Annotated in this window: 42 protein-coding genes and 1 pseudogene; 38 read left to right on the forward strand and 5 right to left on the reverse strand. The window is 37.5% G+C overall.

The window, feature by feature from the left end:
- Positions 1-7: 7 nt before the first annotated feature.
- On the reverse strand, positions 8-325 hold the full coding sequence (gene mspA / locus APS80_RS06990; protein ID WP_059107557.1) for a membrane stabilizing protein MspA: 318 nt from the start codon (positions 323-325) through the stop codon (positions 8-10).
- A 62-nt stretch (positions 326-387) separates the two neighbouring features.
- Positions 388-564: an SE1832 family protein gene (locus APS80_RS10855; RefSeq protein ID WP_169791257.1), complete on the reverse strand. Its 177-nt coding sequence runs from the start codon at positions 562-564 to the stop codon at positions 388-390.
- Positions 565-701: 137 nt separating this feature from the next.
- Here APS80_RS10855 and APS80_RS06995 point away from each other — a divergent pair, with 137 nt between their 5' ends.
- Positions 702-1,610 carry an AEC family transporter gene (locus tag APS80_RS06995; RefSeq protein ID WP_059107558.1) on the forward strand — a complete coding sequence of 303 codons (909 nt, stop codon included), beginning with the start codon at positions 702-704 and terminating at the stop codon, positions 1,608-1,610.
- Positions 1,611-1,668: 58 nt separating this feature from the next.
- On the opposite strand, the gene APS80_RS07000 is transcribed toward APS80_RS06995, so the two are convergent.
- Positions 1,669-2,547, reverse strand: coding sequence for a GNAT family N-acetyltransferase (locus APS80_RS07000; RefSeq protein WP_059107559.1), 879 nt, complete (start codon positions 2,545-2,547; stop codon positions 1,669-1,671).
- A gap of 121 nt (positions 2,548-2,668) precedes the next feature.
- Here APS80_RS07000 and APS80_RS07005 point away from each other — a divergent pair, with 121 nt between their 5' ends.
- Positions 2,669-4,804: a DNA topoisomerase III gene (locus APS80_RS07005; protein WP_059107560.1), complete on the forward strand. Its 2,136-nt coding sequence runs from the start codon at positions 2,669-2,671 to the stop codon at positions 4,802-4,804.
- Positions 4,805-4,911: 107 nt separating this feature from the next.
- Complete coding sequence (locus tag APS80_RS07010; RefSeq protein ID WP_059107561.1) at positions 4,912-6,246, forward strand: NCS2 family permease; 1,335 nt, start codon at positions 4,912-4,914, stop codon at positions 6,244-6,246.
- Between the two features lie 98 nt (positions 6,247-6,344).
- Here APS80_RS07010 and APS80_RS07015 read toward each other — a convergent pair whose 3' ends face one another.
- Complete coding sequence (locus APS80_RS07015) at positions 6,345-6,734, reverse strand: hypothetical protein (RefSeq protein ID WP_059107562.1); 390 nt, start codon at positions 6,732-6,734, stop codon at positions 6,345-6,347.
- Between the two features lie 381 nt (positions 6,735-7,115).
- On the opposite strand from APS80_RS07015, the gene rpsJ reads away from it, so the two are divergent.
- The 35 genes from rpsJ to rpsI all read left to right on the forward strand — a co-directional run bounded on the left by rpsJ (position 7,116) and on the right by rpsI (position 25,612).
- Entirely contained in the window at positions 7,116-7,424 is a 309-nt protein-coding gene (rpsJ, locus tag APS80_RS07020; RefSeq protein WP_059107563.1) for a 30S ribosomal protein S10, read from the forward strand.
- 27 nt (positions 7,425-7,451) lie between these two features.
- Positions 7,452-8,114, forward strand: a complete 663-nt coding sequence (rplC, locus tag APS80_RS07025) for a 50S ribosomal protein L3 (RefSeq protein WP_059107564.1) — start codon at positions 7,452-7,454, stop codon at positions 8,112-8,114.
- A 26-nt stretch (positions 8,115-8,140) separates the two neighbouring features.
- Positions 8,141-8,764: a 50S ribosomal protein L4 gene (gene rplD / locus APS80_RS07030; protein ID WP_059107565.1), complete on the forward strand. Its 624-nt coding sequence runs from the start codon at positions 8,141-8,143 to the stop codon at positions 8,762-8,764.
- Positions 8,764-9,039: a 50S ribosomal protein L23 gene (gene rplW, locus APS80_RS07035; protein WP_059107566.1), complete on the forward strand. Its 276-nt coding sequence runs from the start codon at positions 8,764-8,766 to the stop codon at positions 9,037-9,039. The genes rplD and rplW overlap by 1 nt, the downstream gene beginning before the upstream one ends.
- A 32-nt stretch (positions 9,040-9,071) precedes the next feature.
- Entirely contained in the window at positions 9,072-9,905 is an 834-nt protein-coding gene (rplB, locus tag APS80_RS07040; RefSeq protein ID WP_059107567.1) for a 50S ribosomal protein L2, read from the forward strand.
- Positions 9,906-9,972: 67 nt separating this feature from the next.
- The gene (gene rpsS / locus APS80_RS07045; RefSeq protein WP_059107568.1) at positions 9,973-10,251 is read left to right on the forward strand and encodes a 30S ribosomal protein S19; all 279 of its coding nucleotides are present in this window, start codon (positions 9,973-9,975) and stop codon (positions 10,249-10,251) included.
- 32 nt (positions 10,252-10,283) lie between these two features.
- Complete coding sequence (gene rplV, locus APS80_RS07050; RefSeq protein WP_059107569.1) at positions 10,284-10,640, forward strand: 50S ribosomal protein L22; 357 nt, start codon at positions 10,284-10,286, stop codon at positions 10,638-10,640.
- Positions 10,641-10,663: 23 nt separating this feature from the next.
- Positions 10,664-11,317 carry a 30S ribosomal protein S3 gene (gene rpsC / locus APS80_RS07055; RefSeq protein WP_059107570.1) on the forward strand — a complete coding sequence of 218 codons (654 nt, stop codon included), beginning with the start codon at positions 10,664-10,666 and terminating at the stop codon, positions 11,315-11,317.
- Between the two features lie 2 nt (positions 11,318-11,319).
- A complete protein-coding gene (gene rplP, locus APS80_RS07060; RefSeq protein ID WP_059107571.1) occupies positions 11,320-11,754 on the forward strand; it encodes a 50S ribosomal protein L16 in 435 nt (144 codons plus the stop codon).
- Positions 11,744-11,953 carry a 50S ribosomal protein L29 gene (gene rpmC, locus APS80_RS07065; RefSeq protein WP_059107572.1) on the forward strand — a complete coding sequence of 70 codons (210 nt, stop codon included), beginning with the start codon at positions 11,744-11,746 and terminating at the stop codon, positions 11,951-11,953. Before rplP ends, rpmC begins: the two co-directional genes overlap by 11 nt.
- Positions 11,954-11,978: 25 nt before the next feature.
- Positions 11,979-12,242: a 30S ribosomal protein S17 gene (gene rpsQ / locus APS80_RS07070; RefSeq protein WP_002509268.1), complete on the forward strand. Its 264-nt coding sequence runs from the start codon at positions 11,979-11,981 to the stop codon at positions 12,240-12,242.
- Between the two features lie 28 nt (positions 12,243-12,270).
- Complete coding sequence (gene rplN / locus APS80_RS07075) at positions 12,271-12,639, forward strand: 50S ribosomal protein L14 (protein ID WP_059107573.1); 369 nt, start codon at positions 12,271-12,273, stop codon at positions 12,637-12,639.
- A 38-nt stretch (positions 12,640-12,677) separates the two neighbouring features.
- Complete coding sequence (rplX, locus tag APS80_RS07080; protein WP_059107574.1) at positions 12,678-12,995, forward strand: 50S ribosomal protein L24; 318 nt, start codon at positions 12,678-12,680, stop codon at positions 12,993-12,995.
- 24 nt (positions 12,996-13,019) lie between these two features.
- Positions 13,020-13,559 carry a 50S ribosomal protein L5 gene (gene rplE / locus APS80_RS07085; RefSeq protein ID WP_059107575.1) on the forward strand — a complete coding sequence of 180 codons (540 nt, stop codon included), beginning with the start codon at positions 13,020-13,022 and terminating at the stop codon, positions 13,557-13,559.
- A gap of 23 nt (positions 13,560-13,582) precedes the next feature.
- Positions 13,583-13,768, forward strand: a complete 186-nt coding sequence (locus tag APS80_RS07090) for a type Z 30S ribosomal protein S14 (protein WP_059107576.1) — start codon at positions 13,583-13,585, stop codon at positions 13,766-13,768.
- A 30-nt stretch (positions 13,769-13,798) separates the two neighbouring features.
- Positions 13,799-14,197 (forward strand): 30S ribosomal protein S8, encoded by a 399-nt coding sequence (gene rpsH, locus APS80_RS07095; protein ID WP_059107577.1) that lies wholly within the window; start codon positions 13,799-13,801, stop codon positions 14,195-14,197.
- A 24-nt stretch (positions 14,198-14,221) separates the two neighbouring features.
- Complete coding sequence (gene rplF, locus APS80_RS07100) at positions 14,222-14,758, forward strand: 50S ribosomal protein L6 (protein ID WP_059107578.1); 537 nt, start codon at positions 14,222-14,224, stop codon at positions 14,756-14,758.
- A 31-nt stretch (positions 14,759-14,789) separates the two neighbouring features.
- Positions 14,790-15,152: a 50S ribosomal protein L18 gene (gene rplR / locus APS80_RS07105; protein ID WP_059107579.1), complete on the forward strand. Its 363-nt coding sequence runs from the start codon at positions 14,790-14,792 to the stop codon at positions 15,150-15,152.
- Positions 15,153-15,173: 21 nt separating this feature from the next.
- Positions 15,174-15,674: a 30S ribosomal protein S5 gene (rpsE, locus tag APS80_RS07110; protein ID WP_059107580.1), complete on the forward strand. Its 501-nt coding sequence runs from the start codon at positions 15,174-15,176 to the stop codon at positions 15,672-15,674.
- A gap of 16 nt (positions 15,675-15,690) precedes the next feature.
- A complete protein-coding gene (gene rpmD, locus APS80_RS07115) occupies positions 15,691-15,870 on the forward strand; it encodes a 50S ribosomal protein L30 (protein WP_059107581.1) in 180 nt (59 codons plus the stop codon).
- Positions 15,871-15,891: 21 nt separating this feature from the next.
- Positions 15,892-16,332, forward strand: coding sequence for a 50S ribosomal protein L15 (rplO, locus tag APS80_RS07120; RefSeq protein WP_059107582.1), 441 nt, complete (start codon positions 15,892-15,894; stop codon positions 16,330-16,332).
- Positions 16,332-17,624 (forward strand): preprotein translocase subunit SecY, encoded by a 1,293-nt coding sequence (secY, locus tag APS80_RS07125; protein ID WP_059107583.1) that lies wholly within the window; start codon positions 16,332-16,334, stop codon positions 17,622-17,624. The genes rplO and secY overlap by 1 nt, the downstream gene beginning before the upstream one ends.
- 17 nt (positions 17,625-17,641) lie before the next feature.
- A complete protein-coding gene (locus APS80_RS07130) occupies positions 17,642-18,292 on the forward strand; it encodes an adenylate kinase (RefSeq protein WP_059107584.1) in 651 nt (216 codons plus the stop codon).
- A 99-nt stretch (positions 18,293-18,391) separates the two neighbouring features.
- Complete coding sequence (infA, locus tag APS80_RS07135; RefSeq protein ID WP_059107585.1) at positions 18,392-18,610, forward strand: translation initiation factor IF-1; 219 nt, start codon at positions 18,392-18,394, stop codon at positions 18,608-18,610.
- 32 nt (positions 18,611-18,642) lie between these two features.
- Positions 18,643-18,756 carry a 50S ribosomal protein L36 gene (rpmJ, locus tag APS80_RS07140; RefSeq protein WP_059107586.1) on the forward strand — a complete coding sequence of 38 codons (114 nt, stop codon included), beginning with the start codon at positions 18,643-18,645 and terminating at the stop codon, positions 18,754-18,756.
- 22 nt (positions 18,757-18,778) lie between these two features.
- Positions 18,779-19,144, forward strand: coding sequence for a 30S ribosomal protein S13 (gene rpsM / locus APS80_RS07145; protein WP_059107587.1), 366 nt, complete (start codon positions 18,779-18,781; stop codon positions 19,142-19,144).
- A gap of 23 nt (positions 19,145-19,167) precedes the next feature.
- A complete protein-coding gene (gene rpsK / locus APS80_RS07150) occupies positions 19,168-19,557 on the forward strand; it encodes a 30S ribosomal protein S11 (protein ID WP_059107588.1) in 390 nt (129 codons plus the stop codon).
- An 82-nt stretch (positions 19,558-19,639) separates the two neighbouring features.
- Positions 19,640-20,584: a DNA-directed RNA polymerase subunit alpha gene (locus APS80_RS07155; RefSeq protein WP_059107589.1), complete on the forward strand. Its 945-nt coding sequence runs from the start codon at positions 19,640-19,642 to the stop codon at positions 20,582-20,584.
- A gap of 21 nt (positions 20,585-20,605) precedes the next feature.
- Complete coding sequence (gene rplQ, locus APS80_RS07160; RefSeq protein ID WP_059107590.1) at positions 20,606-20,974, forward strand: 50S ribosomal protein L17; 369 nt, start codon at positions 20,606-20,608, stop codon at positions 20,972-20,974.
- A gap of 308 nt (positions 20,975-21,282) precedes the next feature.
- Positions 21,283-22,092 (forward strand): energy-coupling factor transporter ATPase, encoded by an 810-nt coding sequence (locus APS80_RS07165; protein ID WP_059107591.1) that lies wholly within the window; start codon positions 21,283-21,285, stop codon positions 22,090-22,092.
- Positions 22,089-22,952 (forward strand): energy-coupling factor transporter ATPase, encoded by an 864-nt coding sequence (locus tag APS80_RS07170; RefSeq protein WP_059107592.1) that lies wholly within the window; start codon positions 22,089-22,091, stop codon positions 22,950-22,952. The genes APS80_RS07165 and APS80_RS07170 overlap by 4 nt, the downstream gene beginning before the upstream one ends.
- Entirely contained in the window at positions 22,942-23,748 is an 807-nt protein-coding gene (locus tag APS80_RS07175) for an energy-coupling factor transporter transmembrane component T family protein (protein ID WP_059107593.1), read from the forward strand. Before APS80_RS07170 ends, APS80_RS07175 begins: the two co-directional genes overlap by 11 nt.
- A gap of 6 nt (positions 23,749-23,754) precedes the next feature.
- A complete protein-coding gene (truA, locus tag APS80_RS07180) occupies positions 23,755-24,558 on the forward strand; it encodes a tRNA pseudouridine(38-40) synthase TruA (protein WP_059107594.1) in 804 nt (267 codons plus the stop codon).
- 204 nt (positions 24,559-24,762) lie between these two features.
- Positions 24,763-25,200 (forward strand): 50S ribosomal protein L13, encoded by a 438-nt coding sequence (rplM, locus tag APS80_RS07185; RefSeq protein WP_059107595.1) that lies wholly within the window; start codon positions 24,763-24,765, stop codon positions 25,198-25,200.
- A gap of 19 nt (positions 25,201-25,219) precedes the next feature.
- A complete protein-coding gene (gene rpsI, locus APS80_RS07190; RefSeq protein ID WP_059107596.1) occupies positions 25,220-25,612 on the forward strand; it encodes a 30S ribosomal protein S9 in 393 nt (130 codons plus the stop codon).
- A 70-nt stretch (positions 25,613-25,682) separates the two neighbouring features.
- Here the strand turns inward: rpsI and APS80_RS07195 are convergent.
- Positions 25,683-26,683: pseudogene (locus tag APS80_RS07195) on the reverse strand (LLM class flavin-dependent oxidoreductase).
- Positions 26,684-26,794: the final 111 nt, after the last annotated feature.

Here is a 26,794-nt window from a genome sequence, read left to right on the forward strand (position 1 = left end):
CATAGGATTAGTATAATACCAATGTTAAAATAAGATAGATTACAAATATGATTACACTAATCATATTTAAGATATTGACACCTTTTTTGTCTTGTTTGATATATTTGAAATTGGTGATTTCAACATTACCGACTAATAATACTAGAACGACAAATACCCACCAGTTTACAAGAGGGAATGGTAATGTAGAAAGGGCAACTACAAATAATAATAAGACTGACATTATAATACGTAAGATGATCGTAAAGATGGTATTCATCTTAAATATACTAATGTAGCTTACTATGAGATACAAAATAGGCAATAATATAAGATATAATTGCATGAATGACATCCTTTCTCGTACGATTCTAATCTTAGCATTTCACAGATCAACTGACTAGATTATTAGCGCTGCTCTTTTTGTCGAATTTCTGAACGGAGCGCTGCAATCTGCTGCTCAATCGCATCTAGTTGTCGAATGAGTGGGTCCACATCTTGACCCGTAGATTCTCGCTTATCTAAGTCATCTTGTAATCTGACATAATCTTGTTTAAGTTCAATTAACTGTTGTTTTAAATCCATGAACGTCCTCCTTGTCGTCGCGTGGATGAAGCATATTAAATTAGTTGAATTATAACATGATGTGACATTTTCTAAAATAAAAGGTCAAAATCACCTATTGAATAAGATAAATACATAAATAGGAAGAGGGAATCGTTGTGACACAACAGTTTATATTTATTATTTTATTAATCGCTTTAGGTTATTTCTTAAAGAGAATTAATTACTTAAAGGCGTCCGACAGCAAAGTGCTTTCGACGATTGTCTTTAATGTGACACTACCATCACTTATCATAGTAAATTTAAACAGTGCTGAGTTAGATTTATCACTTTCCATCTTACCTATTATGATGATTGTCTATGCCTTAATTACGAAATTCATTGCGATACTTTGCTTTTTAAAATATGACAATCAAATTCGTGGTACGGTAGGGATGATGACAGCATCACTGAACATCGGTTTATTCGCTTATCCACTCGTGGAAGCCATTTGGCCAGAACAAGGGCTCATCTATTTTGGTATGGCTGACGTCGGTGCTTCCATCATGATGTTTGGTGTGACTTACATTATCGGTAGTTACTTTAGTGATGGACCGAAACAGTTAAATTTCAGCGCCATCCTCATGTCTTTAGCGAAATCTGTGCCATTAGTGACTTATATCGTCATGTTTACATTGAATATTAGTCACATTCATTTCCCTGAACCTGTTGAAAATTTCTTTAACATTCTATCTCAAGCGAACATGCCACTCTCTATGATTTTATTAGGTTTAACGCTTAATTTTACACTAGAACGAAAATGGTTACCACTCGTATTAAAATATTTAGGCTTACATTATGGCTTTGCGATCGTCGCTGGTTTGCTCGTCGCATTCTTATTACCAGTAGATGATCCAATGATTAAAACGACGCTCCAAGTGGCTTGGTTATTACCTGTTGGTGTGGCAATTATCCAATATACGATTCAATTTAGATACAAGACATTGCCATTTGTTGCTATGACGACAAACATCTCGATCATGATTAGTATTGTGGCTATTTACTTATATCAAATGTTTTTTGTATAGAAAAAGGACAGCTTCACGATTGACGTGTTGCTGTCCTATTGTATTTGGTTGTTATTATTTAACGCTGTTGTAAATGCGATGCCACATATTTGTATTTATCGTATTTGTGATTCACATGAAAACCTAGTTCGTTGAAACGTTCGACAAGACGATAGTTTTTACTGCGAATTTTAAAGTAGATGGCGTTCAAATCTTCTCGCTCAAAAGCAAAATGAAGTGCATATTTTAAAAGATCAAACGCTATACCTTTGAATCGGTAATCGGTATGCGAAGTGAAGTATTTGATCTCAGCTGTGTGATTCGACGGATGAAACGTTAAATAAACGTAGCCTTTTAATATCCCCTCAGACATAAACATGAATAAATGATGATCCTCATCTAGTGAATCTACAATCTGTTGTGCAGTCAACGCATCATGCTTAAAGGTCTCTTGATGTAACTTGCTAAACATATGAAAATAAGCAGGTCGATACGCAGTTATATTTTGTTTGCGTTCGACAGTGCCGACATCTTGATGAGCCGACAAATGGTAATCTGTAAAATAATACCCGGCTTGAATGGTTTTCATTAAATCCTCGTAACGTTGCTCGTGCTCTTCGAATGAAAAGTTGAAATTTGCGTGGGTCGGCTGGTTTTCAGTCATCGCATGGAAAAGTTGTTTAAAATGATGTGCGTCAAGTTCAAAGTCAGGATGTAGAAACGGACCAATGACTTTATAACGATTGGTGTCGTATTTAAGTGCGAGTATTAAAGCATGAATGTCATTGGATTCATCAACTAATGCAAATACACCTGGATCTTCAGCAGCTCGAGCTATAAACGATTCGATTTGTTGATGCGCTTGTGGCAGTTTGTATAGGTAGGAAGCGGTGTGATACTGTGCCGTGTCTATAAATGATAAGATGTGTTGTGGTTCAGATAATTTTATAATCTCCATAATATCCCCCATCGCCAGTGCTTTATGGTTTAATTATATGGATTTTCCTTCAGAAATGGAAGTTATGTATAAAATATACGTGTTACAATATACTATGAACAAGGAAAGAAAGGACGTAACTATGAAATCATTAATTTTAGCAGAGAAACCTTCTGTGGCTCGTGATATTGCGAATGCATTGAACGTGTCTCAGCAACGACAAGGTTACTTTGAAAATCAACGCTACATCGTAACGTGGGCGTTAGGGCACCTCGTTACCAATGCTACACCAGAACAATATGATAAATCATATCAAACATGGCAGTTATCAGATTTACCCATCATTCCTTCTAAAATGAAAACCGTTGTAATTCCAAAAACAAAAAAGCAATTTAACACAGTAAAATTGTTGATGACGAAATCTGTCGTCAAAGACATTATCATTGCGACGGATGCTGGAAGAGAAGGGGAGCTCGTAGCAAGACTGATTTTAGATAAAGTACATAATCAAAAACCAATCAAGCGTTTATGGATTAGTTCCGTGACACCAAAGGCGATTAAAGAAGGCTTTAAACACTTAAAAGATGGACGTCAGTATCAACACTTGTATCAAGCCGCGCTTGCACGTAGTGAAGCGGATTGGATTGTAGGGATTAATGCGACACGTGCATTGACGACAAAATATGATGCACAACTCTCACTCGGTCGTGTGCAGACCCCGACCATTCAATTGGTTCAAATGAGACAAGATGAAATCAATCAATTTAAACCAGAGACATATTATACCTTTGAAGTTCAAATTCAAGGAGAAACATTCAAATGTGTGACGCCACAATCACATCGTAAACGTGAAACGTTTGAAGAAATGGAACAGCATATAAAAGGGCAAACAGCAACGATTACATCCATCGATAAAAAGCACAAAAAGTCATATCCACAACGCCTGTTTAACTTAACCGATTTACAACAAGAGGCACACCGCCGTTATCACATGGGCACAAAAGAAACACTGAATACGCTTCAAAATTTATACGAACGGCATAAACTCGTCACATATCCACGTACGGATTCCAATTACTTAACTGAAGATATGAAAGATACATTAAAGGATCGTTTACAAGCGATGATGGGAACTTCATTCAAACCACATATTAAGCCATTACTTCAGCAGCCATTGAAAAAACATTACAAATTCATCGACAATCATAAGGTTTCTGACCACCATGCGTTGTTACCTACAGAAGTGAGAGCCGATTTATCATCACTCAGTCAACGTGAAAGTAAAATCTATACCTTGATTGCTGAACGATTTTTAGAAAATATGCTTCCACCACATGAATATGATGCGACGACAGTACATATAAAAGTAGGAGATGATACATTTGTATTTAAAGATCAAATTACAACATCTCCTGGTTATCAAGCGTTACATGAAGATCAGTTGAAGACCACAACTTCTGCACATCAATGGAAACAAGGTGATCAATTTAAGATTCAACAATCTCAGATTAAAGCACACGAAACGACGCCACCACCTTACTTTAATGAAGGTTCACTATTAAAAGCGATGGAGAGTCCACAAAAATTCTTTGACATCGATAATAAAAAACATGCCGAAACATTAAAACAAGCAGGGGGTATAGGAACGGTTGCGACGCGTGCTGATATCATTGATAAACTGTTTAACATCAACGCCATTGAAGCTAGAGACAATAAGATCAAAGTAACCGGTAAAGGTAAGCAAATCTTAGATTTAGCACCTCAAAAACTGACTTCACCATTATTAACAGCTGAATGGGAAGATAAACTCAATCGTATTGAACGTGGAAAATATAATCCAAAACAGTTTATGTCAGAGATGAAACAATTTACGCATGAAATCGTGGATGAAATCAAAGCGAGTGAACAGAAATATAAACATGATAATCTCACGACGACAGAATGTCCGACATGCGGTAAATTCATGATCAAAGTCAAAACCAAAAATGGACAAATGCTCGTCTGTCCTGATCCAACATGTAAGACGAAGAAAAACGAACAGCGTAAGACGAATGCACGTTGTCCAAACTGTCATAAGAAAATGACATTGTTTGGTAGAGGGAAAGAAGCGGTATACTGTTGTGTCTGTGGTCATACAGAAACCCAAGCACAGATGGATGAACGCCATAAAAATAAAAAATCAGGCAAAGTATCCAAGAAAGAAATGAAGAAATACATGAAAGATGATGGATTGGAAAACAATCCATTCAAAGACGCTCTGAAAGATTTGAAATTGTAAATAACCGAACCTATAGCAGATATTTTCGGTTTATGTTCGGATAATCTTGTGTTTTTAAGGAAATAGTATTAAAATGGGAAAGTATTTTTAGAAAAGGAGAACTTGCTGTGAAAAAATATTTCAAATTTGATGAGCATGGGACAAGTTATAAGAGTGAAATCCTAGGTGGGATAACTACATTCTTGTCTATGGCTTACATCTTAGCCGTCAATCCGCAAATCTTGAGTTTAGCAGGCGTGGATGGTGCGACAGATGATATGAAAATGGACCAAGGGGCTGTTTTCGTAGCGACTGCACTCGCAGCATTCGTAGGTTGTTTGTTTATGGGGATCATCGCACGTTATCCAATTGGGTTAGCGCCAGGAATGGGCTTGAATGCGTTCTTCGCCTTTACCGTTGTTCTTACAATGGGTATTCCTTGGCAAGTTGGTTTAACTGGTGTCCTCTTTTCAGGTATCATCTTTACTTTACTTACTGTCACTGGTCTGAGGGAAATTATTATTAACGCAATTCCGCATCAAATGAAGATGGCCGTGTCCGCCGGGATTGGGTTGTTTATTACATTTGTCGGTTTACAAAGTTCAGGCATCATCGTTGAACATAGTGAAACATTAGTCACATTAGGAAAACTGACTGATGGTCCAGTATTATTAGCGATTTTTGGTATTATCATTACTGTGATTTTGTATGCGATTAAAGTGCCAGGTGCCATCTTTATAGGTATGGTGCTCACGGCCATTTCAGGTATGGTCACTGGTTTGATTAACGTACCAAATGGTGTTGTAAGTAAGGCACCAAGTATTGCGCCTACATTTGGGGCAGCCTTTGAAGCTTTCAAAGATCCAGGTCAATTGTTTACGGTTCAGTTTTTAATCGTTATATTAACATTCTTATTTATTGATTTCTTTGATACAGCAGGAACATTGATGGCTGTCGCAAATCAAGCCGGCTTTATGAAAGATAATAAAATGCCTCGAGCAGGCCGTGCATTATTCTCTGACTCACTCGCTACAATTGTGGGTTCCATCTTCGGTACAACAACAACGACGTCATACATAGAATCAAGTTCAGGTGTCGCTGTAGGTGCACGTACAGGTTTTGCGAGTATCGTCACCGGTATCTGTTTCTTACTGGCAGTCTTCTTCAGTCCACTGTTAGAAGTTGTCACAAGTGCAGTAACCACGCCAGCACTCGTTGTCGTTGGGGTACTGATGGCGGCAAACTTTGCTGAGATAGACTGGACGAAATTTGAAGTTGCAGTCCCTTCTTTCATTACTATCATCATGATGCCGTTATCTTATTCAATTGCGACAGGTATTGCTTGCGGATTTATCTTCTATCCAATCACAATGCTCATTACGAAAAAACATAAAGAAGTTCATCCGATTATGTACGCATTAATGATATTATTTATCTTGTATTTCATTTTCGTTCATGGTTGATTTAAAAAGATCGTGATATAAGAAACGCCTTCACATATAGAAATCGTAACTATATGCGAAGGCGTTTTTATTTATGATTGAGTATCTATAGTATGAAACTATTGTTTATCGTGATCATTTTCTTCATTATAAATTGTTTTTGCTTCTGAATTCTGAATATACGTTGGTGCGGCAAATAGTGTAACTGTGAAGAATATTAATAAGAAGAATAATACCCAGTGTACGATCATACCGACAATTGGAATAAACGCAAGTAATGTTCCGATTGCACCAATGATAGGTATGACAATCATGGGACGAATGGTATTTTGACTATCGACAGCAAACATAACAATGAGTACGGCATACAATATAATGTTGATAATGAGTGGCTGCCAGCCAAAGCTGAGTATGATACTGCCACCTAAGAATGGGATGCCATAAATAAATTCACATATTAATAGGACAATGCTAAGGACGATAGCGATTGTTCTCATATTTCGTTTCAAAATTAATTCACCACCTCACCGATTTATATCTAGTATATCGAACTATAGAGGAATAAATAAAGGATTAACTTATGAAGTATTTTAATGTAGAGAAATAAAAATTAAAAAAGTCATAACAAGCTAAACAAAATATTTACAAAGGGGTTGAAGTCAGTCCTCAAATCCATTACAATAATAAAGTATGTGTTAGACAAAGAGGAATTTTATACAAAGACCTTGATTATCCAACGTAAATCATGTAGTATGAATCATGTTGGACTTTACAAACGCGATGAAGCGAAAGGTTACTGACACACCCGGCCGCTTTGCCATGGCGTTGTGTGAGATAGTTTTCGTGGAGAAGTCTATCACTTAAATGTAGACGTATAAGGAGGGAAAATCATGGCAAAACAAAAAATCAGAATCAGATTAAAAGCTTATGATCACAGAGTAATTGATCAATCAGCAGAAAAAATTGTTGACACTGCAAAACGTTCTGGTGCTGAAGTTTCAGGACCAATTCCATTACCAACAGAAAGATCTGTTTATACAATTATTCGAGCAGTGCATAAGTACAAAGATTCACGTGAACAATTCGAACAACGTACACACAAACGTTTAATCGACATTGTAAACCCTACACCTAAAACAGTAGATGCTCTTATGGGCTTAAACTTACCATCTGGTGTAGACATCGAAATTAAATTATAATAGACAAAATTAGGAGGTGGACTTTCGATGACCAAAGGAATCTTAGGAAGAAAAATTGGGATGACTCAAGTATTCGGCGAAAATGGCGAATTAATCCCAGTTACAGTAGTAGAAGCAGGACAAAACGTAGTATTACAAAAGAAAACTGCAGAAGTTGACGGTTACGACGCTATCCAAGTAGGTTTTGAAGACAAACAAGGTTACAGAAAAGGTAGCAAATCAAACAAATATGCAAATAAACCAACTGAAGGTCACGCTAAAAAAGCAGACACAGCACCTAAGCGCTTCATTCGTGAATTCAGAAACGTAAACGTGGATGAATACGAAGTAGGTCAAGAAGTCTCAGTAGATAAATTTGAAACTGGAGATATCATTGATGTAACAGGCGTATCTAAAGGTAAAGGTTTCCAAGGTGCCATTAAACGTCATAACCAAGGACGCGGACCAAGCGCACACGGTTCTCACTTCCACAGAGCTCCCGGTTCTGTAGGTATGGCATCAGATGCATCAAGAGTCTTCAAAGGACAAAAAATGCCTGGCCGTATGGGTGGCAACACAGTAACTGTACAAAACTTAGAAGTTGTTCAAGTCGATACAGACAACAACGTTATTTTAGTAAAAGGTAACGTACCTGGTCCTAAAAAAGGTCTTGTAGAAATTACAACAGCAATTAAACAAGGTAATAAATAATAAGAGATGAAAGGAGGAAAAGCATAATGGCTAATTATGATGTGTTAAAAGTAGACGGAACTAAAGCAGGTTCTGTTGAACTAAGTGATGCAGTATTTGCAATCGAACCAAACAATGATGTACTTTTCGAAGCAATCAACTTACAACGTGCTTCATTACGTCAAGGTACTCACTCTGTTAAAAACCGTTCAGCAGTAAGAGGCGGTGGACGTAAACCATGGAGACAAAAAGGTACAGGACGTGCACGTCAAGGTACAATCCGTGCGCCACAATGGCGTGGTGGTGGTGCTGTATTCGGACCAACACCAAGAAGTTACGCATACAAAATGCCTAAGAAAATGCGTCGTTTAGCTTTACGCTCAGCACTATCATTTAAAGTACAAGAAAATGGCTTTAAAGTAGTAGACAGCTTAGCTCTTGAAGCTCCAAAAACAAAAGAATTCAAAACAATCCTTACTAATTTAGAACAACCTAAAAAAGTATTAGTTGTTACAGAATCAGAAGACGTTAACGTTGCGTTATCAGCACGTAACATTCCTGGCGTACAAGTAACAACAGCTCAAGGATTAAACGTATTAGATATCACAAGCGCTGATAGTGTCGTAATCACTGAAGCAGCTGCTAAAAAAGTTGAGGAGGTGCTCGGATAATGGATGCAAGAGATATTCTTAAGCGCCCCGTAATCACTGAAAAATCATCTGCAGCAATGGCAGAAGACAAATACACATTCGATGTAGATACTCGTGCGAACAAAACACAAGTTAAAATCGCAGTAGAAAAAATCTTTGATGTCAAAGTTGATAGTGTGAACATCATCAACTATAAACCTAAGAAAAAACGCATGGGTCGTTACCAAGGTTATACAAACAAACGCCGCGTAGCAATCGTGACATTAAAAGAAGGTCAAATTGACTTATTTAACTAATTAAAACATTACCAATAAGGAGGTAAGCGACAATGGCTCTTAAAAAATACAAGCCATATACAAATGGTCGTCGTAATATGACTACATTAGATTTCGCAGAAATTACGAAATCTACACCTGAAAAGTCATTATTACAACCGCTACCGAAAAAAGCGGGACGTAACAACCAAGGTAAATTGACAGTACGCCATCACGGTGGCGGACACAAACGTCAATACCGTACAATTGATTTTAAACGTAATAAAGATGGAATCACTGCAAAAGTTGATTCAATTCAATACGATCCAAACCGTTCAGCAAACATCGCATTGTTAGTATATGCAGACGGTGAAAAACGTTATATCATCGCTCCTAGAGAATTAAAAGTAGGACAAGAAGTTGAAAGCGGTGAAAACGCAGATATTAAAGTAGGTAACGCATTACCACTTCAATTCATCCCAGTAGGTACTGTTATCCATAATATCGAACTTAAACCTGGTAAAGGTGGACAACTTGCTCGTTCAGCAGGTGCAAGTGCACAAGTACTTGGTAAAGAAGGTAAATACGTATTAGTAAGATTAAGATCTGGCGAAGTTCGTATGATCCTTTCAACTTGCCGTGCTACAGTAGGCCAAGTTGGTAACTTACAACATGAACTTGTCAATGTTGGTAAAGCCGGACGTTCAAGATGGCAAGGCATCCGTCCAACAGTTCGTGGTTCTGTAATGAACCCTAACGATCACCCTCACGGTGGTGGTGAAGGACGTGCACCAATCGGTAGACCATCTCCAATGTCACCATGGGGCAAACCTACACTTGGTAAGAAAACACGCCGCGGTAAAAAATCATCTGATAAATTTATCGTTCGTGGACGTAAGAAAAAATAAATCTAATAACTTATTTGGGTGTGCGGCTTAAACGCTGCACGCACACAATAAGAAGGGAGGCGCCACTATGGCTCGTAGTATTAAAAAAGGACCTTTCGTCGATGATCACTTAATGAAAAAAGTGGAAGCGCAAAGCGATAGCGAGAAAAAACAAGTAATCAAAACTTGGTCTCGTCGTTCAACAATCTTCCCTAACTTCATCGGCAATACTTTTGCAGTGTATGATGGCCGTAAACATGTACCTGTTTATGTAACTGAAGATATGGTAGGTCATAAATTAGGTGAATTTGCACCAACTCGTACTTTCAAAGGTCACGCAGCAGATGACAAAAAAACAAGAAGATAAATAAATTCTAACAAGTAGAGGAGGAAATCCTAATGGAAGCAAAAGCGGTTGCTAAAACAATAAGAATCGCACCTCGTAAAGTTAGATTAGTATTAGATCTAATAAGAGGAAAAAACGCTGGAGAAGCGATTGCTATCTTAAAATTAACTAACAAAGCTTCATCACCAGTTGTTGAGAAATTATTAATGTCCGCTTTAGCAAATGCTGAACATAACTACGACATGAACACAGATGAATTAGTAGTTAAAGAAGCTTATGCTAACGAAGGACCAACATTAAAACGTTTCCGTCCACGTGCACAAGGTCGTGCAAGTGCGATCAACAAACGTACAAGCCACATTACAATCGTCGTTAGTGACGGCAATGAAGAAGAAGCTCAAGAAGCTTAATAACATTTTAAGGAGGGAACACTGTGGGTCAAAAAATTAATCCGATCGGACTTCGTGTTGGTGTAATCCGCGATTGGGAAGCTAAATGGTATGCAGATAAAGACTTCGCATCATTACTACACGAAGATTTAAGAATCCGTAAATTTATTGATAACGCATTAAAAGAAGCATCAGTTTCTCACGTAGACATCGAACGTGCTGCTAACCGTATCAATATCGCAATTCATACTGGTAAACCTGGTATGGTCATTGGTAAAGGCGGTTCAGAAATTGAAAAACTTCGTAACCAATTAAACTCATTAACTAGCAAAAAAGTACACATCAACGTTGTCGAAATCAAAAAAATCGATTTAGATGCTCGTCTCGTTGCTGAAAATATCGCACGTCAATTAGAAAACCGTGCTTCATTCCGTCGTGTACAAAAACAAGCCATTTCAAGAGCAATGAAACAAGGTGCTAAAGGTATTAAAACACAAGTATCAGGTCGTCTAGGCGGTGCTGATATCGCTCGTGCAGAACAATACTCTGAAGGAACTGTTCCACTTCATACACTTCGTGCAGACATCGGTTATGCACATGCTGAAGCAGACACTACTTACGGTAAACTTGGTGTCAAAGTATGGATCTACCGTGGAGAAGTTCTTCCTACTAAAGATTCTGGTAAAGGAGGAAAATAATAATGTTACTACCAAAACGTGTAAAATATCGTCGTCAACATCGTCCAAAAACAACTGGTCGTTCTAAAGGCGGTAACTACGTAACATTTGGTGATTATGGTTTACAAGCAACTACAACTTCTTGGATCACATCTCGTCAAATCGAATCAGCTCGTATTGCAATGACACGTTACATGAAACGTGGCGGGAAAGTTTGGATTAAAATCTTCCCTCATACACCTTATACTAAAAAACCTTTAGAAGTACGTATGGGTGCTGGTAAAGGTGCAGTAGAAGGCTGGATTGCAGTTGCAAAACCAGGTAGAATTTTATTCGAAGTCGCAGGCGTAAGCGAAGAAGTAGCTCGTGAAGCATTACGTTTAGCAAGTCATAAACTTCCAGTTAAAACGAAATTTGTAAGACGTGAAGAATTGGGTGGTGAATCAAATGAAAGCTAAGGAAATCAGAGACTTAACCACTTCAGAAATCGAAGAACAAATCAAATCTTCAAAAGAAGAACTTTTTAACCTACGCTTTCAGTTAGCTACAGGTCAATTAGAAGAAACTGCACGTATCCGCACAGTAAGAAAAACAATTGCACGTTTGAAAACTGTAGTTCGTGAAAGAGAAATTGAACAAGAAAAGGCTAATCAATAATTAAATGAAAGAGGAGGTTACAAAAGTGAGCGAAAGAAATGATCGTAAAGTTTATGTAGGTAGAGTCGTTTCAGATAAAATGGATAAAACTGTAACAGTACTTGTTGAAACTTATAAAACACACAAATTATATGGTAAACGAGTAAAATACTCTAAAAAATACAAAACTCATGATGAAAACAACTCAGCTAAATTAGGAGACATTGTTAAAATCCAAGAAACACGTCCTTTATCAGCATCAAAACGTTTCCGTTTAGTTGAAATTGTTGAAGAATCTGTAATTATTTAACAAACAAAAGATAAAGGAGGTTTAATCCATGATTCAACAAGAAACACGATTAAAAGTAGCAGATAACTCTGGTGCTCGTGAAGTTCTTACTATTAAAGTATTAGGTGGATCTGGTCGTAAAATAGCTAATATCGGCGATGTAATTGTTGCTACTGTTAAAAATGCTACACCTGGTGGCGTTGTTAAGAAAGGCGAAGTCGTTAAAGCTGTTGTCGTACGTACGAAATCAGGTGTACGTCGTAATGACGGATCTTACATCAAATTTGATGAAAATGCATGTGTAATTATTCGTGACGATAAAGGCCCACGTGGTACACGTATCTTTGGACCAGTTGCACGTGAGTTACGTGAAGGTAACTTCATGAAAATTGTATCGTTAGCTCCAGAAGTATTATAATAACTGATTAAATCTTATTGTTTAAGGAGGTGCCACACATGCATATTAAAAAAGGTGACAACGTAAAAGTTATCGCAGGAAAAGACAAAGGTAAAGAAGGTAAAGTACTCGAAACTCAACCTAAACTTGACCGTGTCATTGTTGAAGGTGTTAACGTAATGAAAAAACACCAAAAACCAACACAATTTAATCCTGAAGGTGGAATCTTAGAAACAGAGGCAGCCATCCATGTTTCTAATGTACAATTATTAGATCCAAAAACTAACGAACCTACTCGTGTAGGACACAAAATCGTTGATGGTAAAAAAGTTCGTATCGCTAAAAAATCTGGCGAAGAATTCAAATCTAATAACTAATAACTATTGAAAGGAGGATCCACTGTGAACCGTTTAAAAGAGAAATACAACTCTGAGATTACTGAAAGCCTTGTTAAAAACTTTAACTACAGTTCAGTAATGGAAGTACCTAAAATTGAAAAAATCGTTGTGAATATGGGTGTTGGTGATGCTGTTCAAAACTCAAAAGTACTAGACAATGCTGTTGAGGAATTACAAGCTATCACTGGTCAAAAACCATTAGTAACAAAAGCTAAAAAATCTGTCGCTACATTCCGTTTACGTGAAGGTATGCCAATCGGTGCAAAAGTTACACTTCGCGGTGAAAGAATGTACGAATTCTTAGACAAACTTATCGCTGTATCATTACCACGTGTACGTGACTTCCGCGGTGTTTCTAAAAAAGCATTCGACGGTAGAGGTAACTACACTCTAGGTATTAAAGAACAGTTAATTTTCCCAGAAATCGACTATGATCAAGTAAGTAAAGTAAGAGGAATGGATATCGTTATTGTTACTTCAGCTAACACAGACGAAGAAGCTCGCGAATTACTAAGTCAATTCGGTATGCCATTTCAAAAATAATCTCTAAAGGAGTGACTAATTAAGTGGCTAAAAGTTCAATGGTTGCTAAACAGCAACAAAACAAAAAGTTTAAAGTTCGTGAATATACTCGCTGTGAACGTTGTGGCCGTCCACATTCCGTATATCGTAAATTCAAATTATGCCGTATTTGTTTTAGAGAATTAGCTTATAAAGGACAAATTCCTGGCGTACGTAAAGCTAGCTGGTAAGACAAAGATACTGAAAGGAGGCAAAATTCAATGACAATGACAGATCCAATTGCAGATATGCTGACTCGCGTGAGAAACGCAAACATGGTTCGTCACGAAAGATTAGAATTACCTGCATCAAATATTAAAAAAGAAATCGCTGAAATCTTAAAAAATGAAGGTTTCATTAAAAATGTTGAATACGTAGAAGATGACAAACAAGGTGTTATCCGTTTATTCCTTAAATATGGTCAAAATAACGAACGCGTTATTACAGGCTTAAAACGTATTTCAAAACCAGGACTACGTGTTTACGCAAAAGCAAACGAAGTACCTAAAGTACTTAACGGTTTAGGTATTGCATTAGTATCAACATCTGAAGGTGTTATCACTGACAAAGAAGCTAGAAAACGCAATGTCGGCGGAGAAATCCTAGCATACGTTTGGTAATAATATAAAAGGAGGTGCGATAACATGAGTCGTGTTGGTAAAAAATTGATTGACATCCCTAGCGACGTAACAGTAACAGTTGATGGAAACACAGTTTCTGTTAAAGGTCCTAAAGGTGAATTAAGCAAAACATTAAATGATAGAATGACTTACAAACAAGGTGAAAATACTTTAGAAGTTGTACGTCCTACTGACGAAAAAGAAGATAGAACAGAACATGGTACAACTCGTGCGTTAATTAACAACATGGTTATCGGTGTTTCAAAAGGCTTTGAAAAATCACTAGAACTTGTTGGTGTTGGTTACCGTGCTCAAATGCAAGGTGAAAACTTAGTACTTAACGTTGGTTATTCACACCCAGTTGAAATCAAAGCAGAAGATGGCATTAGCTTTTCTGTAGAGAAAAACACTACCGTTACAGTTTCTGGTATTTCTAAAGAATTAGTAGGTGCTTATGCTTCTAATATTCGTGCGGTAAGACCTCCAGAACCATATAAAGGTAAAGGTATCCGTTATCAAGGTGAATACGTTCGCCGTAAAGAAGGTAAAACTGGTAAATAATAAATAACACTCTATAGAAAGGAGTATGACAATGATCAGCAAAATCGATAAAAACAAAGTACGTCTTAAAAGACATGCACGTGTTCGTTCTAAATTATCTGGTACAGCTGAAAAACCTCGTCTAAACGTTTATCGTTCCAACAAACACATCTATGCACAAATCATTGATGATGTTAAAGGCGAAACTTTAGCACAGGCTTCAACTAAAGATAGCGAACTTGCAAATGAATCAGGTTCTAAAGTAGAATTATCTACAAAAGTAGGCGAAGTATTAGCTAACAGAGCAAAAGACAAAGGCATTACAGCGATCGTATTCGACCGCGGAGGTTATTTATACCATGGCCGTGTGAAAGCTTTAGCTGATGCAGCTCGCGAAAACGGATTAGAATTTTAATTTAAAGGAGGGACAAATTACATGGCTCGTAGAGATGAAGAAACGAAAGAATTCGAAGAACGCGTTGTTACAATTAATCGTGTTGCAAAAGTTGTAAAAGGTGGACGTCGTTTCCGTTTCACTGCACTTGTTGTCGTAGGAGATAAAAATGGACGTGTCGGTTTCGGTACAGGTAAAGCACAAGAGGTACCAGAAGCTATCAAAAAAGCTGTAGAAGTAGCTAAAAAAGATTTAGTAGTCGTTCCACGTGTTGAAGGAACAACACCTCATATGATCACAGGTCAATATGGTTCAGGAAGCGTACTATTAAAACCAGCTGCACCAGGTACTGGTGTTATCGCAGGTGGTCCAGTTCGTGCCGTATTAGAATTAGCAGGTATCACTGATATCTTAAGTAAATCTTTAGGTTCAAATACACCAATCAATATGGTTCGTGCAACTATCAATGGTTTACAAAATCTAAAAAATGCTGAAGATGTTGCGAAATTACGTGGCGTTTCAGTAGAAGAATTATATAATTAAGGAGGGAAAATAAGTTATGGCTAAATTACAAATTACCCTCACTCGTAGTGTTATTGGTCGTCCTGAAACACAACGCAAAACAGTAGAAGCTTTAGGTTTGAAAAAAACTAACGCTTCAGTTGTAGTTGAAGATAACCCAGCAATTCGTGGGCAAATCAACAAAGTAAGTCATTTAGTGACTGTTGAAGAAAAATAATTAAGGAGGTGCCGAATTAAAATGAAATTACATGAGTTAAAACCAGCTGAAGGTTCTCGTAAAGAACGCAACCGCGTAGGTCGTGGTGCTGCTACAGGTAACGGTAAAACAAGTGGACGTGGTCAAAAAGGTCAAAAAGCACGTTCAGGTGGCAACATCAAACCAGGTTTCGAAGGTGGTCAATTACCATTATTCCGTCGTTTACCAAAACGTGGTTTCACTAACATTAACCGTAAAGATTATGCTATTGTTAACTTAGACCAACTCAATAAATTTGAAGATGGTACTGAAGTAACTCCAGCTTTATTAGTAGAATCTGGTGTAGTGAAAAACGAGAAATCTGGTGTTAAAATTTTAGGTAATGGTTCACTAGAAAGAAAATTAACAGTAAAAGCTCATAAATTCTCTGCATCTGCAGCAGAAGCTATTGATGCCAAAGGCGGAGTACACGAGGTGATCTAATGATTCAAACGCTTGTGGGCTTCTTTAAAACAAAAGAAGTTCGTAACAAGATCTTTTTTACTCTCGCAATGTTAGTTATTTACAAAATCGGTACTTATATCCCAGCGCCTGGGGTAAATCCAGCCGTCTTTGACCAGAATCAAGGTTCTCAAGGTGTCACTGACTTATTAAACACATTCGGTGGCGGAGCCTTGAAGAACTTTTCGATTTTTGCTATGGGTATAATGCCTTACATTACGGCATCGATCGTAATGCAATTATTGCAAATGGATATTGTTCCTAAGTTCACTGAATGGGCGAAACAAGGTGAAACAGGTAGAAAAAAACTAAATAACGTCACACGTTATTTTGCAATCATTCTCGCTTTTATCCAATCTATTGGGATGTCATTCCAGTTTAACAACTACTTTAAAGGACAATTGATTGAAGATAAATCAGTTGCAAGTTATATCCTTATCGCGGTTGTTTTAACAACTGGTACAGCATTCTTAATGTGGTTGGGTGAACAAATCACACAATTTGGTGTAGGTAATGGTATATCAATAATTATCTTTGCCGGTATCTTATCATCACTTCCATCATCACTCGTACAATTCTTCCAACAAACATTCGTTGGACAAGATGATACGACATTAGCATGGTTGAAAGTAGCAGCGTTAGCAGTTGGATTAATTCTTCTTATCATTGGTGCAACATACGTACTACAAGCCGTACGTAAAATCCCAATTCAATATGCGAAGAAACAATCTGCACAACGTTTAGGTACACGCGCAACTTACTTACCATTGAAAGTTAACTCAGCAGGGGTTATTCCAGTAATCTTTGCGATGGCATTTTTCTTATTGCCTAGAACATTAACTTTATTCTTCCCTGATCAGGAATGGGCTCAGACAGTCGCAGATGCTGCCAACCCTTCAAATACGTATGGTATGATTGTTTATGTTATCTTGATCATTGCATTTACGTATTTCTATGCGTTCGTTCAAGTTAATCCTGAAAAGATGTCAGACAACCTTAAGAAACAAGGTAGTTATGTTCCAGGTATTCGTCCTGGTGAACAAACCAAAAAATATATTACTAAAGTACTTTATAGATTGACATTTGTGGGTTCAATCTTCTTAGCAGTGATTGCGATTTTACCTATCATTGCGACTAAAGTAATGAACTTACCTCAATCTCTACAAATTGGTGGTACAAGCTTACTTATCGTAATTGGTGTTGCAATTGAAACGATGAAGAGTCTAGAAGCACAAGTGAATCAAAAAGAATATAAAGGCTTTGGGAATAGATAAATCTTAGGAGGATACTTATGAATATCATTTTAATGGGATTACCTGGTGCTGGTAAAGGTACACAAGCAGCAGAAATTGTTAAGCAATTTCCTATACCACACATTTCAACTGGTGATATGTTCAGAAAAGCGATTAAAGATCAAACTGAGTTAGGTAAAATTGCAGAATCTTATACTGATCGTGGAGAATTAGTTCCAGATGAAGTAACAGTAGGCATTGTAAAAGAAAGAATTTCTGAAGACGATGCTAAAAAAGGATTCTTATTAGACGGATTTCCTCGTACAATAGAACAAGCTGAAGCACTTAAGGACATCATGCAAGAGCTTGATCGTGATATTGATGCAGTCATCAATATTGAGGTGCCTGAAGAAGAGTTAATGAATCGTTTAACTGGCCGTAGAATTTGCGAAATCTGTGGAACAACATATCATCTTGTATTTAATCCTCCAAAAGTTGATGGTATTTGTGATCTTGACGGTGGTAAATTATACCAACGTGAAGACGACAATCCAGAAACAGTTGCGAATCGTTTGAACGTCAATGTAAAACAATCTAAACCTATCTTAGAGTTTTACGAAAAAGAAGGTATTTTGAAAAACATTGACGGCGCTAAAGATATTAATGAAGTCTCTGAAGATGTCATTAATATCTTGAATAACTTAGACTAATTATTATGATTTATAATCATACTGTTGAAATGCTATGATAATTGTATAATAATGGATAAACCTTAGACGATATACAACGGTATAAAAGGAGGAAAAAAGATGGCTAAACAAGATGTTATCGAATTAGAAGGTACTGTATTAGATACTTTACCGAATGCAATGTTTAAAGTAGAATTAGAAAATGATCATGAAATTTTAGCACATGTAAGTGGTAAAATTAGAATGAATTATATTCGTATTTTACCTGGCGACAAAGTAACTGTTGAGATGTCACCATATGATCTAACACGCGGCAGAATCACATACCGTTATAAATAATTTGTCGTAGATTAGTTAGGGAGGTATAAATAATGAAAGTAAGACCATCAGTAAAACCTGTTTGCGAAAAATGTAAAGTGATTAAACGTAAAGGTAAAGTAATGGTAATTTGTGACAATCCTAAACACAAACAAAAACAAGGATAATAAAAGAGAGGTGTAAACAATTATGGCACGTATTGCAGGAATTGATATTCCACGTGAAAAACGCGTTGTTATTTCATTAACATACGTTTACGGTATCGGTACTTCTACAGCTCAAAAAATTGTTGAAGAAGCTAACGTATCTCCAGATACACGTGTAAAAGATTTAACTGATGACGAATTAGGTCGCATCCGTGAAATCGTTGACGGTTTCAAAGTTGAAGGTGACTTACGTCGTGAACAAAACTTAAACATCAAACGTTTAATGGAAATTTCTTCATACAGAGGTATGCGTCATCGTCGTGGATTACCAGTACGCGGACAAAAAACTAAAAACAATGCCCGTACACGTAAAGGCCCAGTTAAAACTGTAGCTAATAAGAAAAAATAATAGGTAAAGGAGGCAAAATATAAATGGCACGTAAACAAGTAGCACGTAAACGTAAAGCGAAAAAACACATTGAAAACGGTGTGGCTCACATCCGTTCAACATTCAATAATACAATCGTAACTATCACTGATGAATTTGGTAATGCTTTATCATGGTCATCAGCAGGAGCACTTGGTTTCAAAGGATCTAAAAAATCTACACCATTTGCAGCACAAATGGCTTCTGAAACTGCATCTAAATCAGCAATGGAACATGGTTTGAAAACTGTAGAAGTAACAGTTAAAGGACCTGGACCAGGTCGTGAATCAGCAATCCGCGCATTACAATCTGCTGGATTAGAAGTAACTGCTATCCGTGACGTTACTCCTGTCCCACACAACGGTTGTCGTCCACCAAAACGTCGTCGTGTATAATAACGAATAGAGCAATCATTGTAATTAATCATTGCAAGTAACAGTTTGATTAAGTCGACGTATCTAAGGAGGATATTAACAAATGATAGAAATTGAAAAACCTAGAATTGAAACAATTGAAATTAGTGACGATGCTAAATTCGGTAAGTTCGTTGTTGAACCACTAGAACGTGGCTACGGTACTACACTAGGAAACTCCTTACGTCGTATCCTACTATCTTCATTACCAGGTGCAGCCGTTAAATATATCGAAATCGAAGGCGTACTACACGAATTCTCAGCTATTGATAATGTGGTTGAAGATGTTTCAACAATTATTATGAACATTAAAAACTTAGCATTAAAAATCTATGCTGAAGAAGACAAAACATTAGAAATCGATGTAAAAGATGAAGGCGAAGTAACTGCAAGTGACATCACACATGACAGTGATGTAGAAATTTTAAATCCTGAACTTAAAATTGCAACTGTAGCTAAAAACGGTCATCTTAAAATCCGTCTCGTTGCAAACAAGGGTAGAGGTTACGCATTAGCAGAAAAAAATAACACTAGTGATTTACCTATTGGTGTAATTCCTGTAGATTCACTTTATTCACCGGTTGAACGTGTAAACTATACAGTTGAAAACACACGTGTAGGTCAAAGTAGTGATTTTGATAAATTAACATTAGATGTTTGGACAGATGGTTCTATTACACCACAAGAGTCAGTTTCATTAGCTGCAAAAATAATGACTGAACACTTGAACATCTTTGTGGGATTAACTGATGAAGCACAAAATGCGGAAATCATGATCGAAAAAGAAGAAGATCAAAAAGAAAAAGTACTAGAAATGTCTATCGAAGAACTAGACTTATCTGTACGTTCTTATAATTGCTTGAAACGCGCTGGTATTAATTCTGTACAAGAATTAGCTGATAAATCTGAAGCAGATATGATGAAAGTGCGTAATTTAGGTCGTAAATCTTTAGAAGAAGTTAAATACAAACTCGAAGATTTAGGTTTAGGCTTAAGAAAAGAAGATTAATACAAAAAAGGAGGTTCACTCATGGGTTACAGAAAATTAGGCCGTACTTCTGATCAGCGTAAAGCGATGTTACGCGAATTAGCTACTGCACTTATCGTAAGTGAACGCATTGAAACTACAGAAGCACGTGCAAAAGAAGTTCGTAGTGTTGTTGAAAAATTAATCACTTTAGGTAAAAAAGGCGACTTAGCTTCTCGTCGTAATGCTGCTAAAACATTACGTCACGTAGAAATCTTAAATGAAGATGAATCTACACAATCAGCACTTCAAAAATTATTCGGTGAAATTGCTGAACGTTACACAGAACGTCAAGGTGGTTACACTCGTATCCTTAAAACAGGTCCACGTCGCGGTGATGGAGCTGAATCAGTAATTATCGAATTAGTATAATGATATAAATACACTAACTACTATTTATAAAGCAAATGAGTGCAACGATAATGTTTGCCACATACAAATATTGTCTAGCTCAGAGTGCCCCATCCAATTTAATATTTAATAAGCGTGAACTCTAAGGATGGGGTGCGCGCTTTTTTATTTAAGCTGTAGTGTATCGCTATGGCTTTTTTGTATGTAATAAATGTTAACCTTTCTAAATAAAGAATTTACAATTCCGTTAACTTTGAAGCTAACCAGATATACATCATATTAAAAATCGTGTAAAATAAGGAGTAACGAAAAATTACGGAGGGTCACTTATGTCTACAGCAACGTCCATGATTGCGTTGGAAGATGTTACATTTAAATATAAGTCTGATCAGTTACCTGCGTTAGACCAGGTATCTTTTTCAATTCCTAAAGGTCAGTGGACATGTATCGTAGGACATAATGGTTCAGGCAAATCAACGATAGCGAAATTAATGGTCGGTATCGAGCGCCCCACAGAAGGCTATATCACATTAAACGGTGAACGTATTAACGATGATCAACTCTCGACATTAAACGATCATATTGGTATTGTTTTTCAGAATCCTGAAAATCAATTTGTCGGTTCAACTGTAGAAAATGATGTGGCTTTTGGTTTAGAAAATCGGGCAGTACCTTATGAAGATATGCACGAGATTGTCTGGCAAGCACTTGAGCAAGTCGGAATGACCGCATATATTTCTCACGAACCTTCTGCGCTATCTGGTGGACAAAAGCAACGCGTCGCTATTGCAGGCGTGCTCGCTTTAAATACAGATGTGATTATTCTCGATGAAGCAACATCGATGTTAGATCCAGAAGGGCGCAACGCTTTATTACAGTTGATTCGTGAGTTAAATCGTGAAAAAGAGGTAACAATCATATCCATTACCCATGATTTAAGTGAAGCACTTGAGGCGGATCACTTAGTCGTTTTAGATCAAGGGCACGTGTTCAAAACAGGCACACCTGAAACCATCTTTGAAGATGCGGCTGCCTTGGCTGACATTGGACTCGATCTTCCATTCAGTATGCGTATGCATCAAATGCTTGGCTATTCTAACACATACATCACGTATGAAGGGCTGATTCAAGAGTTATGATTATATCATTTAACCAAGTGGATTACGTTTATCAACAAGGAACCCCTTATGAGTACCAAGCGCTCAACGAAGTGGTCACATCCTTTGAAGCAGGTAAATATTATGCGATTATTGGACAAACAGGATCAGGTAAATCCACACTCATCCAACATATGAATGGGTTGTTGAAACCTACTAATGGCACGATGGAAGTACTTGATGTCACAGTGACATCTAAAACAAAAGATAAAGCAATGCGTGATTTACGTAAGCGGATCGGTATGGTCTTCCAATTCCCAGAAGCACAGCTATTTGAAGATAGTGTGGAACAAGAAATACTCTTTGGGCCGAAAAATTTCCAGATGGATCTGGATCGGGTTAAAGCACGTGCGCTAGACATGTTAATACATTTTGGTTTTTCGCGTGATGTGATGCAGCAATCCCCATTTCAAATGTCAGGCGGACATATGAGAAAAATTGCGCTCACATCCATATTAGCGATGGATCCAGATGTGATTATTTTAGACGAACCGACTGCAGGTCTTGACCCTCAAAGTAAACAGCAAGTGATGTCTTTTATTAAACATCTTCAACAGGACGAAGAGAAAACGATTATACTCATTACACACGAAATGAATGATGTAGCAGCCTATGCTGATGAAGTGAAAGTCATGAAGGCAGGCAAAGTGGTCAATGCGTTATCTCCAGTGGAATTGTTTAGCGACAGTCGCTATTTGGATGAACTGCACTTAGCAAAACCAGATGTCGTTCAGTTACAACGTGATGTTGAAGACAAGCACGGGATGAGACTACCACAGCTCGCTTTAACAGAAGAAGCATTTGTGGAGATGTATAAGGAGTGGCGCCAACATGAAAGATAAATTTATAATTGGACGTTATCTTCCTTTGGATTCCATCATCCATCGTTTAGATCCACGTGCGAAATTGATTTTTGTATTTTTCTTTATCATTATTATCTTTTTTGCGCATTCCGTTGCAACTTATGCGTGGCTATTTCTTTTAATCATGATCTTTTTGAAACTTTCTCGAATCAAATTGTGGTTTTTAGTAAAAGGGCTCACGCCAATATGGTTTTTTATGATTTTTACATTTATTATGCATTTATTTTTGACTAAAGGTGGTACGACCTTAGTCGATTTCCGTTTGTTTACGATTGATTCAAACGGTGTGATAGAAGGGATTTACATTGTATTGAGATTGGCCTTTATCGTCATGATCTCTACTATTATGACGCTGTCAACGAGCCCAATCCAATTGACCGATGCGCTTGAGCGCTTGCTCTCGCCATTGAAAGTCGTTAAGCTGCCGGTGCATCAATTGAGTTTAATGATGTCTATTGCCTTGCGTTTTATTCCGACATTGATGGAAGAGTTAGATAAAATTATTCTCTCACAAAAATCAAGAGGTTCTGAAATCAGTTCAGGTTCAATTCCTAATCGTGTGAAAGCATTTGTACCTTTATTGATTCCGCTATTTATCTCTGCCTTTCAACGTGCAGAAGATTTAGCAATCGCCATGGAAGTGAGAGGTTATAATCCAGATACAGAACGGACGAGCTATCGTCGTTTACAATTTAAAGCACAAGACATATGGACGTTAGTGTTACTCGTTCCCATCGCTGTCGTTTTATTCGGGTTAAAATATTTAGGAGTGTAATCACAGATGCGAATTTTAGTGAAAATGTCCTACCTAGGGACACATTTTCTAGGCTTTCAAATCCAACAACAAGGCCGAACCGTTCAACAACAACTTGAAAAAGTGTTAAAACGAATGCATAAAACCCATGTGCGTATTCATCCAACCAGTCGTACAGATCGCGGCGTGCATGCTTTAGAGCAGTATTTTCATTTTGATACACCGTTAAATATTTCTACGGATCAATGGCAATATGCGTTAAACAGCGCCTTGCCGGATGATATTTATATACATGGTGTCAGCGTCGTGGATGAAGATTTTCACTGTCGATATGACTGTGTAGGTAAACGCTACCGTTACCGTGTGTATCAAGGTACACATCGTGATCCTTTCCAATATGGATTGAAGGCGTATGAGCCACGTACATTAGATTATGAACGCATGAATGAAGCGGCCCACCATTTTATCGGTACGCATGATTTTACGGGGTTCTGTTCACAAAAAGCAGAAGTCGTAAGCAAGGTAAGAACGTTATACCAAAGCGAGATTGTACCGACTGACGAAGGGTTCGACTACGTGGTTACCGGTTCAGGTTTCTTATACAACATGGTCCGTGTCCTCGTCGCATTTCTAATAGAAGTGGGGAGAGGCAAACGTCAACCCGAAGATGTACCACGGTTATTAGAAGCGAAGGATCGAAAAGAAGTGCCGTTTACAGCACCTGCCGAAGGACTCTATTTAGAAAAAGTATATCTGTCACCTGAAGCATTAACCTCTGACTTTGGGGAAGGCATTAAAATTCATCGAAAAAAATCGTTGGAAAATGATTAAATTACATTGACAAAAAGGCTTATAAATTATACGATTATAAACGGTATTGTTTTATATCACCCCACGATAAGCCCCGGAAACTTATTGTGTTACAAGATATAGAAGCAGGTAGAACTACAAAGTTAATGAATAAATGAAATCGAAGCTTTAAATCGTAACAACATTTAATATAAGAACCATTTATTTACTAGGAGGACAATAACTATGCGTCAAACATTTATGGCTAATGAATCAAACATTGAGCGCAAATGGTACGTTATTGATGCTGAAGGTCAAACACTTGGTCGTTTATCATCAGAAGTAGCTGCTATTTTACGCGGTAAAAATAAAGTAACTTACACTCCACACGTTGATACAGGTGACTATGTCATCATCATTAATGCAAACAAAATCGAATTTACCGGTACAAAAGAATTAAACAAAAAATACTACCACCACTCAAATCACCCAGGTGGTATCAAATCAATCTCAGCTGGCGAATTAAGAGATAAAAATCCAAGACGCTTATTAGAAACTTCAATTAAAGGTATGTTACCAAGCACACGTTTAGGCGAAAAACAAGGTAAAAAATTATTCGTATATGGCGGCGCTGAACATCCACACGCTGCACAACAACCAGAAAACTACGAGTTACGTGGTTAATTAGAAGGAGGAAATTACATTGGCACAAGTTGAATATAAAGGCACAGGCCGTCGTAAAAACTCAGTAGCACGTGTACGTTTAGTACCAGGTGAAGGTAACATCACAGTTAACGACCGTGACGTGCGTGACTACTTACCATTTGAATCATTAATTTTAGATATTAACCAACCATTCGATCTTACTGAAACTAAAGGTAACTACGATGTATTAGTTAACGTACATGGTGGTGGCTTCACTGGACAAGCACAAGCGATCCGTCATGGTATCTCTCGTGCATTATTAGAAGCAGACCCTGAATACAGAAGTTCTTTAAAACGTGCTGGCATGCTTACACGTGACCCACGTATGAAAGAACGTAAAAAACCAGGTCTTAAAAAAGCACGTCGTTCACCACAATTCTCAAAACGTTAATCAATTTCAAATCAGATGTACGATACAGTACAAACAAAAGCACGCTCCAATGGAGCGTGCTTTTTTGCGTTTATATAGATGGTTGATTTGCATCTGCCAGTAACTCAATTAATTGTTGTCTGTTTGTTTCACCATATACATGTGGTAATATCATAACTTCATCAATCGGATATTGCTTGATGAGCGCTTGAAGTCTTGCGATGACGTTTTCAGGTAATCCAGTGATCACACGTTTTTTATTTTGGTCGACCTTTTGTTGTTCACGTTCAGAAAAGCCACGTTCCTTTGCAAATTCGATAGAAGGATAGCTTTTGGGCTGATTAGCATAGCGTATGCGCAGCAACCACAAATGGAATGCATGTGTTAAATCATCCACGTGTGATTGTGTCGGTGCTGTGATTACAAATGTAGACATCATAATATAAGGTTGACGATCTGGATGTTTTTTTCAAATAACGTTCTATAGCGGTTAGTCAATTGAGTTAACGTGTGGGCATCTTGGCCTACATATGGAAAGACGAAAGGTAATCTCTTTTTAGCCGCTAACGTCGCACTTCTCATACTTGATCCAAGTATGAACATGTGGGGTTGTGTTTGAATTTGAGGTGTCGCAATTAACTGATGAAAGCGATGCGAAGGTGTAGCTGCATCATTAAAGTACAGTTCTAGATCATCAAGTTGTGTTTCAAAATCAGGTTGGGTTGTCTTATATTCATTTAGTGCTTGCTTCACATTTTTAAAGCTTGGTGAACGTCCCAAACCAAGATCTACGCGATTGGGATGTCTCGCTTCCATCACTCTAAAGAGTTCTGCCACTTTGTAACTGCTATAGTGCGGTAACATCACGCCACCGCTTCCTACACGTAGATGTGACGTTTGTTCTAATATAGACATCATGAGCATCTCAGGTGCACTTGATGCGACGGACAACACTTGATGATGTTCAGCAACCCAATAGCGATGATAGTTAAGTCGATCAGCGGATTGAGCGAGTGAAATCGTATGTGAGAGTGCGTCCGTGGCATTGCGTCCTTCAAATATCGGTGCGTAATCTAATATGCTTAATTTCATCATCTAACAACCTTCTTTTACGATATCTCTTTAAAATTAGCTTATCACGTTCCTGTATAGGGTGCGATTGGCTTGCTTAAAGTAAGAAAAAGAAGTGTTTTAGCGCAATTT

Source organism: Staphylococcus auricularis (genome assembly GCF_001500315.1).
Classification (GTDB): Bacteria; Bacillota; Bacilli; order Staphylococcales; family Staphylococcaceae; genus Staphylococcus; species Staphylococcus auricularis.

Excerpts from the sequence above, each read along its gene's own strand:
- rplF (WP_059107578.1), top strand. The coding sequence starts at position 14,222 with ATGAGTCGTGTTGGTAAAAAATTGATTGACATCCCTAGCGACGTAACA.
- rpsM (WP_059107587.1), top strand. The coding sequence starts at position 18,779 with ATGGCACGTATTGCAGGAATTGATATTCCACGTGAAAAACGCGTTGTT.
- rpmD (WP_059107581.1), top strand. The coding sequence starts at position 15,691 with ATGGCTAAATTACAAATTACCCTCACTCGTAGTGTTATTGGTCGTCCT.
- rpsJ (WP_059107563.1), top strand. The coding sequence starts at position 7,116 with ATGGCAAAACAAAAAATCAGAATCAGATTAAAAGCTTATGATCACAGA.
- rpmC (WP_059107572.1), top strand. The coding sequence starts at position 11,744 with ATGAAAGCTAAGGAAATCAGAGACTTAACCACTTCAGAAATCGAAGAA.
- APS80_RS10855 (WP_169791257.1), bottom strand. The coding sequence starts at position 564 with ATGGATTTAAAACAACAGTTAATTGAACTTAAACAAGATTATGTCAGA.
- rplN (WP_059107573.1), top strand. The coding sequence starts at position 12,271 with ATGATTCAACAAGAAACACGATTAAAAGTAGCAGATAACTCTGGTGCT.
- rplP (WP_059107571.1), top strand. The coding sequence starts at position 11,320 with ATGTTACTACCAAAACGTGTAAAATATCGTCGTCAACATCGTCCAAAA.
- rplX (WP_059107574.1), top strand. The coding sequence starts at position 12,678 with ATGCATATTAAAAAAGGTGACAACGTAAAAGTTATCGCAGGAAAAGAC.
- rplV (WP_059107569.1), top strand. The coding sequence starts at position 10,284 with ATGGAAGCAAAAGCGGTTGCTAAAACAATAAGAATCGCACCTCGTAAA.
- APS80_RS07175 (WP_059107593.1), top strand. The coding sequence starts at position 22,942 with ATGAAAGATAAATTTATAATTGGACGTTATCTTCCTTTGGATTCCATC.
- rplR (WP_059107579.1), top strand. The coding sequence starts at position 14,790 with ATGATCAGCAAAATCGATAAAAACAAAGTACGTCTTAAAAGACATGCA.
- rpsH (WP_059107577.1), top strand. The coding sequence starts at position 13,799 with ATGACAATGACAGATCCAATTGCAGATATGCTGACTCGCGTGAGAAAC.
- secY (WP_059107583.1), top strand. The coding sequence starts at position 16,332 with ATGATTCAAACGCTTGTGGGCTTCTTTAAAACAAAAGAAGTTCGTAAC.
- rpsE (WP_059107580.1), top strand. The coding sequence starts at position 15,174 with ATGGCTCGTAGAGATGAAGAAACGAAAGAATTCGAAGAACGCGTTGTT.
- rplD (WP_059107565.1), top strand. The coding sequence starts at position 8,141 with ATGGCTAATTATGATGTGTTAAAAGTAGACGGAACTAAAGCAGGTTCT.
- rplB (WP_059107567.1), top strand. The coding sequence starts at position 9,072 with ATGGCTCTTAAAAAATACAAGCCATATACAAATGGTCGTCGTAATATG.
- rpmJ (WP_059107586.1), top strand. The coding sequence starts at position 18,643 with ATGAAAGTAAGACCATCAGTAAAACCTGTTTGCGAAAAATGTAAAGTG.
- rplO (WP_059107582.1), top strand. The coding sequence starts at position 15,892 with ATGAAATTACATGAGTTAAAACCAGCTGAAGGTTCTCGTAAAGAACGC.
- rplW (WP_059107566.1), top strand. The coding sequence starts at position 8,764 with ATGGATGCAAGAGATATTCTTAAGCGCCCCGTAATCACTGAAAAATCA.
- mspA (WP_059107557.1), bottom strand. The coding sequence starts at position 325 with ATGCAATTATATCTTATATTATTGCCTATTTTGTATCTCATAGTAAGC.
- infA (WP_059107585.1), top strand. The coding sequence starts at position 18,392 with ATGGCTAAACAAGATGTTATCGAATTAGAAGGTACTGTATTAGATACT.
- APS80_RS07005 (WP_059107560.1), top strand. The coding sequence starts at position 2,669 with ATGAAATCATTAATTTTAGCAGAGAAACCTTCTGTGGCTCGTGATATT.
- rpsK (WP_059107588.1), top strand. The coding sequence starts at position 19,168 with ATGGCACGTAAACAAGTAGCACGTAAACGTAAAGCGAAAAAACACATT.
- APS80_RS07000 (WP_059107559.1), bottom strand. The coding sequence starts at position 2,547 with ATGGAGATTATAAAATTATCTGAACCACAACACATCTTATCATTTATA.
- rpsS (WP_059107568.1), top strand. The coding sequence starts at position 9,973 with ATGGCTCGTAGTATTAAAAAAGGACCTTTCGTCGATGATCACTTAATG.
- truA (WP_059107594.1), top strand. The coding sequence starts at position 23,755 with ATGCGAATTTTAGTGAAAATGTCCTACCTAGGGACACATTTTCTAGGC.
- APS80_RS07165 (WP_059107591.1), top strand. The coding sequence starts at position 21,283 with ATGTCTACAGCAACGTCCATGATTGCGTTGGAAGATGTTACATTTAAA.
- APS80_RS07170 (WP_059107592.1), top strand. The coding sequence starts at position 22,089 with ATGATTATATCATTTAACCAAGTGGATTACGTTTATCAACAAGGAACC.
- rplQ (WP_059107590.1), top strand. The coding sequence starts at position 20,606 with ATGGGTTACAGAAAATTAGGCCGTACTTCTGATCAGCGTAAAGCGATG.
- APS80_RS07130 (WP_059107584.1), top strand. The coding sequence starts at position 17,642 with ATGAATATCATTTTAATGGGATTACCTGGTGCTGGTAAAGGTACACAA.
- rplC (WP_059107564.1), top strand. The coding sequence starts at position 7,452 with ATGACCAAAGGAATCTTAGGAAGAAAAATTGGGATGACTCAAGTATTC.
- APS80_RS07155 (WP_059107589.1), top strand. The coding sequence starts at position 19,640 with ATGATAGAAATTGAAAAACCTAGAATTGAAACAATTGAAATTAGTGAC.
- rplM (WP_059107595.1), top strand. The coding sequence starts at position 24,763 with ATGCGTCAAACATTTATGGCTAATGAATCAAACATTGAGCGCAAATGG.